Genomic DNA, 7,775 nt, shown 5'->3' on the forward strand with positions numbered 1-7,775 from the left:
CGCCCGCGCGGGCGCACTCCAGCGTGGCCTCCATGAGGTTGTCGGTGCCCTTGGCGGCCTCCTTCAGCCGTTCCAGCGCCTTGCAGGGCCGCGGGTGGTTGAAGGGCGGCTGGTAGCGGGTGTCCCGCCAGTGCCGGAGGGACTCGATCACCCGGTTCTCGACGGCCGGGTCCACCGTCTGGATCGCGGTGTCCAGGTCGGCCGTGAGCGGGTTCGGCTCGGTGCCCTCGAAGATGTTGACGCCGACGATCTTCTCCTCGCCGGACTCGATCCGGGCCCGGCGCTCGGCGTGCGAGGCGACCAGCTGCGACTTCAGGTAGCCGGACTCCACGGCGGCCATCGCGCCGCCCATCTCCTCGATGCGGTCCATCTCCGCGAGGGCGTCCGCGACCAGCTGGTCCACCTTCGCCTCGATCACCTTCGAGCCCTCGAAGATGTCCTCGTACTCCAGCAGGTCGCTCTCGTAGGCGAGCACCTGCTGGATGCGCAGGCTCCACTGCTGGTCCCAGGGCCGGGGCAGGCCCAGGGCCTCGTTCCAGGCGGGCAGCTGCACGGCACGTGCGCGTGCGTCCTTCGACAGGGTCACGGCCAGCATCTCCAGCACGATCCGCTGGACGTTGTTCTCCGGCTGCGCCTCGGTCAGGCCGAGGGAGTTGACCTGGACGCCGTACCGGAAGCGGCGCTGCTTGGGGTTCTCGATGCCGTACCGCTCGCGCGTGACCTTGTCCCAGATGCGGCCGAACGCCCGCATCTTGCACATCTCCTCGATGAAGCGGACGCCCGCGTTCACGAAGAAGGAGATCCGGGCGACCACGTCGCCCATGCGCTCCTGCGGCACCTGGCCGGAGTCGCGCACCGCGTCCAGGACGGCGATCGCGGTGGACATCGCGTACGCGATCTCCTGCACCGGTGTGGCCCCGGCCTCCTGCAGGTGGTAGCTGCAGATGTTGATCGGGTTCCACTTCGGGATGTGGGAGACCGTGTACGCGATCATGTCCGTCGTCAGCCGGAGCGAGGGACCCGGCGGGAAGACGTGCGTCCCGCGGGACAGGTACTCCTTGACGATGTCGTTCTGGGTCGTCCCCTGGAGCTGGGTGATGTCCGCGCCCTGCTCCTCCGCGACGACCTGATAGAGCGCCAGCAGCCACATGGCCGTGGCGTTGATGGTCATCGAGGTGTTCATCTGCTCCAGGGGGATGTCCTGGAACAGCCGGCGCATGTCACCGAGGTGCGCGACGGGCACGCCCACCCGGCCCACCTCGCCGCGGGCGAGGATGTGGTCGGGGTCGTAGCCGGTCTGCGTCGGCAGGTCGAACGCCACCGACAGACCCGTCTGGCCCTTGGCGAGGTTGCGCCGGTACAGCTCGTTGGACGCCTCGGCCGTCGAGTGGCCGGCATACGTCCGCATGAGCCACGGACGGTCCTTCTGACGCTCTGTCATCTATGACTCTCCGGTGCCTCAGACGTTCCGGAAGCGGTTGATGGCGTCGATGTGCCGCGCGCGCATCTCCTCGTCGCGGACGCCGAGGCCCTCCTCGGGCGCGAGGCACAGCACGCCGACCTTGCCCTGGTGCAGGTTCCGGTGGACGTCGTACGCCGCCTGGCCGGTCTCCTCCAGGGAGTACGTCTTCGACAGCGTCGGGTGGATCTTGCCCTTGGCGATCAGGCGGTTGGCCTCGTACGCCTCGCGGTAGTTGGCGAAGTGCGAGCCGATGATCCGCTTCAGCGACATCCACAGGTAGCGGTTGTCGTACTCGTGCATGTAGCCCGAGGTCGAGGCGCAGGTGGTGATGGTGCCGCCCTTGCGGGTGACGTAGACCGAGGCGCCGAAGGTCTCGCGGCCGGGGTGCTCGAAGACGATGTCGATGTCCTCGCCGCCGGTGAGTTCGCGGATGCGCTTGCCGAAGCGCTTCCACTCCTTGGGGTCCTGGGTGTGCTCGTCCTTCCAGAACTTGTAGCCCTCGGCGTTGCGGTCGATGATCGCCTCGGCGCCCATCGAGCGGCAGATCTCCGCCTTCTGGGGCGAGGAGACGACACAGATCGGATTGGCACCGCCCGCGAGCGCGAACTGCGTGGCGTAGCTGCCGAGTCCGCCGCTCGCGCCCCAGATCAGCACGTTGTCGCCCTGCTTCATGGCGGCGCCGTTGCGGGAGACCAGCTGGCGGTAGGCGGTGGAGTTCACCAGGCCCGGGGCCGCGGCCTCCTCCCAGGTGAGGTGCTTCGGCTTCGGCATCAGCTGGTTCGTCTTGACCAGCGCGATCTCCGCGAGGCCGCCGAAGTTGGTCTCGAAGCCCCAGATGCGCTGCTCCGGGTCGAGCATGGTGTCGTCGTGGCCGTCGGGCGACTCCAGCTCGACGCTCAGGCAGTGCGCGACGACCTCGTCACCGGGCTGCCAGGCGTTGACGCCGGGGCCGGTGCGCAGCACGACGCCCGCGAGGTCGGAGCCGATGATGTGGTACGGCAGGTCGTGGCGCTTGGTCAGCGGCGACAGCTTGCCGTAGCGCTCCAGGAAGGCGAACGTCGACACCGGCTCGAAGATCGAGGTCCACACCGAGTTGTAGTTCACCGAGGAGGCCATGACGGCCACCAGGGCCTCGCCCGGGCCGAGTTCGGGCACGGGCACCTCGTCGAGGTGGATCGACTTGCGCGGGTCCTTGTCGCGGGTCTCCAGGCCCGCGAACATCTCCGTCTCGTCCTTGTGCACGGTGATCGCGCGGTACGACTCGGGGAGCGGAATGGCGGCGAAGTCGGCGGACGTGGCGTCCTTCGACTGGATCGCGTCCAGGATGTCCTTCACGGTCACGGTGTTGCCTCCGGCGGTGAGCGCCCTGAGGGAGGGGCGCTGGGGGATCGTCGGTGCTGCGATGAGTGCTGCTGAGGGTTTTCGAGGGTGGGCCGTCGGTTCGGCTCGGTGGTGCTTCGGCAGCGCTTTGTGGCGCGAGAGGGTGCCTGTGACGCAGGCGTCCGGGCGCGCAGGCCGTGGGCTTGCGGGGACAGCCGGCGAGCGAACGGTCTCTGCTCGCCGGCCGCCCGGACTCCCTCAACGTATGACACCGCGTGTCAGGTGGCAAGGCACTGAGTGCCAAAAATTGCTCTCAGATGAAATCTTTACGTAACAGATGAGCGATGATCGATCAGGTCCCTCAGACCTCGATCAGAAGGCGGGCAAGCGAAACGGGCGGTGGGCGNNCGCCCACCGCCCGTTTCGCTCGCCCACGTCGTCGCGGCCGGACCGCTCAGGAGCGTTCCTTCAACGCCTGCTCGATGGTGCGCATCACCTCGTCCAGCGGGGCATCGGTCCGGGCCACCGTCACCAGGACCTCCCCCTGCGCGGCGGCGGTGGCGGCCTGCGGGGGCCGCGGAGCGCTCTCGCGGCCGGCCCCGATCCCGGTGCCGAAGGTCTTGCGCACGATCGCGAAGGCGTGGTCCAGCTGGGCCTCCACGTCCCCCTGGCCGCCCGCCCGCAGCCAGCGCCGCAGGACGTGGTTGTGGGCGGTGACCACCGCCGAGGCGGCGACCTCGGCCAGCAGCGGATCGTCGTTGGCGTCGTCGGCGTGCGCGTGCTCGTCGAAGTGGCCGAGCAGATAGCGCGTGAACAGGCGCTCGTAGCGGGCGACGGAGGCGATCTCGGCCTCGCGCAGGGTGGGCACCTCGCGCGTGAGCTTGTAGCGGGCGACCGAGATCTCCGGCCGGGCCGCGTACATCTTCATGACCTCTTTGATGCCCCGGCAGACGGTGTCGAGCGGGTGCTCGTGCGCGGGGGCGGCGTTGAGGACCGCCTCCGCCCGGACCAGCGTGTCGTCGTGGTCGGGGAAGATCGCCTCTTCCTTGGAGCGGAAGTGGCGGAAGAAGGTGCGCCGGGCGACCCCGGCGGCGGCGGCGATCTCGTCGACGGTGGTGGCTTCGTACCCCTTGGTCGCGAACAGCTCCATGGCTGCTGCCGCCAGTTCTCGGCGCATTTTGAGCCGCTGGGCGGCGGCGCGACTGCCTGCGGCACTTTCCGGCGCGTCGGGCGTAGCTGGTGTACGTGAGGACTTGGCGGGCTGGGACATGACCCGAACGTACTGCATGCGCACCGGTTGATGCGCAGGTCCGGGGTGTCCCCCGCCCCCGGAGGGCGGGGGAGTGCCGGGCCGGGCGGACCGGGGAGAACCGCCCGGGTCGAGCAGTCCGCCCCAGTCCTGCTGCGTCCGGAACCAGTCGCCGACGCCGTCAGCGGCGGGCATACTCGCGGAAGCCACGGCCGGTCTTGCGGCCGAGGCAGCCCGCGGCCACCAGGTGCTCCAGCAGCGGCGCCGGAGCGAGGCCCGGCTCGCGGAACTCGCGGTGCAGCACCTTCTCGATGGCCAGCGAGACGTCCAGGCCGACCACGTCCAGCAGTTCGAACGGGCCCATCGGGTAGCCGCCGCCGAGCTTCATCGCCGCGTCGATGTCGTCCAGGGACGCGTAGTGCTCCTGCACCATCTTGATCGCGTTGTTCAGGTACGGGAAGAGCAGCGCGTTGACGATGAAGCCCGCCCGGTCGCCGCAGTCCACCGGGTGCTTCCTGATCCGCCCGCAGACCTCGCGGACCGTCGCGTGCACGTCGTCGGCGGTCAGCACCGTGCGGACCACCTCGACCAGCTTCATCGCCGGCGCGGGGTTGAAGAAGTGCATGCCGATCACGTCCTGCGGGCGCGAGGTGGCGCGGGCGCAGGCGACGACGGGCAGTGACGAGGTGGTGGTGGCCAGCACCGCGCCCGGCTTGCACACCTTGTCCAGGGTGGCGAACAGCTGCCGCTTGATCTCCAGGTCCTCGGCGATCGCCTCGACGGCGAGGTCGACCTCGGCGAAGGCGTCGTAGGAGCCCGCCGGGGTGATGCGCTCCAGGATCTGCGCGGCGGCCTCGGCGGTCAGCCGGCCCTTGTCGACGGAGCGGGTGAGCGACGTGCCGATACGGGCCTTGGCGGCCTGCGCCTTCTCCTCGCTGCGGGCGGCGAGGACGACGTCGTAGCCGGCCTTGGCGAACACCTCGGCGATGCCGGAGGCCATGGTGCCGGAGCCGGCGACACCGACCGAGCGGACCTCGCGGCCCGGCGCGAGCGCGCCGTCGGCCGCGGGGGTCAGCGCGTCCGGCACCACGGCGCTGCTGCCCGGCGCCTCGTACGTGTAGAAGCCGCGCCCGGACTTGCGGCCGGTCAGGCCCGCCTCGCTGAGCTGCTTGAGGATCGGGGCGGGCGCGTGCAGCCGGTCGCGGGACTCGGCGTACATCGCCTCCAGGACGGTGCGCGCGGTGTCGATGCCGATCAGGTCCAGCAGGGCGAGCGGCCCCATCGGCAGGCCGCAGCCGAGCCGCATCGCGGCGTCGATGTCCTCGCGGGAGGCGTACTTGGCCTCGTACATCGCGGCGGCCTGGTTGAGGTAGCCGAACAGCAGCCCGTCGGCGACGAAGCCGGGCCGGTCGCCGACCGCCACCGGCTCCTTGCCCAGCTCGATCGCGAGATCGGTCACGGCGGCGACGGCCTGCGGCGCGGTCAGCACCGAGGAGACGACCTCCACCAGCTTCATGGCCGGCGCGGGGTTGAAGAAGTGCAGGCCGAGCACGCGCTCGGGGCGGGCCGAGTCGGCCGCCAGCCGGGTCACGGACAGCGCGTTGGTGCCGGTCGCCAGGATGGTCTCGGGGCGGACGATGCCGTCCAGCGCGCGGAAGATCTGCTGCTTGATCTCGTACGACTCCGGGGCCACCTCGATGACGAGGTCGGCGTCGGCCGCCGCGGCGAGGTCGGTGGCGGTGCGCACCCGGCCCAGCGCCCCGGCGCGCTCCTCCTCGGTGAGCCGGCCGCGCTCCACGGCGCGGGCGGTGGCGGCCTCCACGGCGGCGAGCGCCTTCGCGGTCTGGGCCTCGCTGAGGTCGATGCCGATCACCTCGCGGCCGGCCTTCGCGAGGACCTCGGTGATGCCGGTGCCCATCGTGCCGAGGCCGACGACGGCGATCGTCTTCAGCGGGGACGGAGAGGGGCCGGACTGGGGGGACAGGGGAGTGGCCATCGCGGGACTCCAGGAATGAGGGTGACGACGAGGAGCGCGCCGGGTGCGCCCGAGGGCGCACCGCGGTGCGAGGAGAGTGCGGGTGTTGCCGGGCTGCGAGCGCACACGCCCGGTGCCGCCGGTGCCACGGGCGTGCACACGCCCGGGAGTGGCGGAACGTCCGACCGGCTCTGTCCCGAAGCCGGGTCGTACTGCGGTACACACGGCGTACCGAACCGACAGATGCTCGCTCGCGACGGCCGCGTCACCAAACCGTCGCCAGCGGAAGTGCGAGAGGGTTACTCGCTCGTATGAGCTTAACCGGCGGGTAACGAGCGCGCCAGCCCTCCGGCGGAAACCGACTTTGTGATGTACCTCCCTCACCGGCCGCGACCCGCCTACGCTGGACCTCGTGGACGAAGAGTTGCGATCGCTCACGGAACGCTTACGGCAGGAGGCGGCCGGCTCGGCCGGGTTCGACCGCCTGCTGACCACCGAGGACCACGACGAACTGGCGGAGGTGCTCACCGCGCCCGGACAGCCGCTGTGGGCCAGGGAACTGGCCGCGTTCCGGCTCGGCCGCGCGGGCGACCGGCGCGCCTTCGAGTCCCTGGTGCTGCTGCTCAACCACCGCGACCCGCCGCGCTGCGCGTCCGCCGCGCACGCCCTCGCCCGGCTCGGCGACCCGCGCACCGCCCGGGCCGCCGCCGCCCTCGCCACCAACGAACTCCGCGTCGCCTACGCCCTGCACCCGGTACGGCTGCTGGTCGCCCTGCGCGCCCCCGAGTCCGTGCCCGCGCTGATCACCACCCTGGAGCGGCGGCTGCGCCCGCACGACCCCTACCGGCGGGTGGCCCTGGCCTGCGTGGAGGGCCTGGGCGCACTCGGCGACGCCCGCGCCCGGCGGGTGCTGAGCGAGGCCCTCGCACACCCCGCGCTCGCCGAGGCGGCGGTGCACGCGCTGGCCCGGATCCCGCAGCAGCAGCCCCGCTGACCGACGCCCGGTCAGCCGCCCAGCGTGCGCGCGTACCGCACCTCGGGCACCGGCACGCCGGCCACCTCGAAGGGCTCCTCGGCCCCGTCGGGCCGGAACCCGGCACGCTCGTAGAAGCGGCGGGCGGGGGCGTTGCCCTTCAGGACCCACAGCAGCATCCGGGGACTCGCCGGGCACCGCTCGACCGACGCGGCCAGCAACGCCCGCCCGATCCCGCCGCCGAAGTGGGCCGGGTCGACGTAGAGCGCGTACAGCTCGGCGTCCCCGGTGCGGGTGCCGCCGTCCCGGTACGGCCCGAACGCCGCCCAGCCGAGCACCGTGCCGTCCCGCTCGGCGACCAGGTTCACCACCGAGCCGTCGCCCTGCCCGAACCCGGCCCGCCGCCGCTCGGCGTCCGCCGTGACGCTGAGCCCGTCGAGGTACGGCTGCGGCATGAGCCCCCGGTAGGCGTGCTGCCAGCCGCGGATCCGGATCTCGGAGACGCGGTCGCAGTCGGCGCGCCGCATCTCCCGGACCGTGAGGGCGCTCACGCGGCCACCACCGCGAGCGCCTCGACCTCCAGCAGGAACTCCGGCGCGACCAGCGCGGCCACCTGCACCGCGGAGGAGGCGGGCAGGCGGTCGTCGGGTATGTGGGCGGCGCGGGCTGCGCGGACCGCCGGCATGTGGGCCATGTCCGTCACGAAGTAGGTCAGCTTCACGACGTCCGCGAAACCGGCGCCCGCGGCGGCCAGGCAGCGCCGCAGGTTCTCGAACACCTGCCGGGCCTGGGCCGC

At 71.6% G+C, this 7,775-nt stretch carries 7 protein-coding genes; 1 reads left to right on the forward strand and 6 read right to left on the reverse strand.

Annotated features, from left to right (window positions below; all coding sequences use genetic code 11):
* The 4 genes from CCN44_RS37120 to CCN44_RS37135 all read right to left on the reverse strand — a co-directional run.
* Positions 1-1,441, reverse strand: a 1,441-nt coding sequence (locus CCN44_RS37120; protein ID WP_086703128.1) for a methylmalonyl-CoA mutase family protein, incomplete at its 3' end; no start/stop codon positions are given.
* A gap of 18 nt (positions 1,442-1,459) precedes the next feature.
* A complete protein-coding gene (gene ccrA, locus CCN44_RS37125) occupies positions 1,460-2,797 on the reverse strand; it encodes a crotonyl-CoA carboxylase/reductase (protein WP_189397387.1) in 1,338 nt (445 codons plus the stop codon).
* A 439-nt stretch (positions 2,798-3,236) separates the two neighbouring features.
* Positions 3,237-4,052 carry a TetR family transcriptional regulator gene (locus CCN44_RS37130; protein WP_059255356.1) on the reverse strand — a complete coding sequence of 272 codons (816 nt, stop codon included), beginning with the start codon at positions 4,050-4,052 and terminating at the stop codon, positions 3,237-3,239.
* A gap of 160 nt (positions 4,053-4,212) precedes the next feature.
* Positions 4,213-6,027, reverse strand: a complete 1,815-nt coding sequence (locus CCN44_RS37135) for a 3-hydroxyacyl-CoA dehydrogenase family protein (RefSeq protein ID WP_086703122.1) — start codon at positions 6,025-6,027, stop codon at positions 4,213-4,215.
* A 391-nt stretch (positions 6,028-6,418) separates the two neighbouring features.
* On the opposite strand from CCN44_RS37135, the gene CCN44_RS37140 reads away from it, so the two are divergent.
* On the forward strand, positions 6,419-7,000 hold the full coding sequence (locus CCN44_RS37140; protein WP_059254199.1) for an adenylosuccinate lyase: 582 nt from the start codon (positions 6,419-6,421) through the stop codon (positions 6,998-7,000).
* Positions 7,001-7,011: 11 nt separating this feature from the next.
* On the opposite strand, the gene CCN44_RS37145 is transcribed toward CCN44_RS37140, so the two are convergent.
* Together CCN44_RS37145 and CCN44_RS37150 are read right to left on the reverse strand one after the other, a co-directional pair.
* Positions 7,012-7,506 (reverse strand): GNAT family N-acetyltransferase, encoded by a 495-nt coding sequence (locus tag CCN44_RS37145; protein ID WP_189397386.1) that lies wholly within the window; start codon positions 7,504-7,506, stop codon positions 7,012-7,014.
* Positions 7,507-7,526: 20 nt separating this feature from the next.
* The coding region (locus tag CCN44_RS37150) for a RidA family protein (RefSeq protein ID WP_143650262.1) at positions 7,527-7,775 on the reverse strand (249 nt) is incomplete at its 5' end.

The sequence above is a fragment of the Streptomyces tricolor genome (genome assembly GCF_002155905.1).
GTDB classification, from domain to species: domain Bacteria; phylum Actinomycetota; class Actinomycetes; order Streptomycetales; family Streptomycetaceae; genus Streptomyces; species Streptomyces tricolor.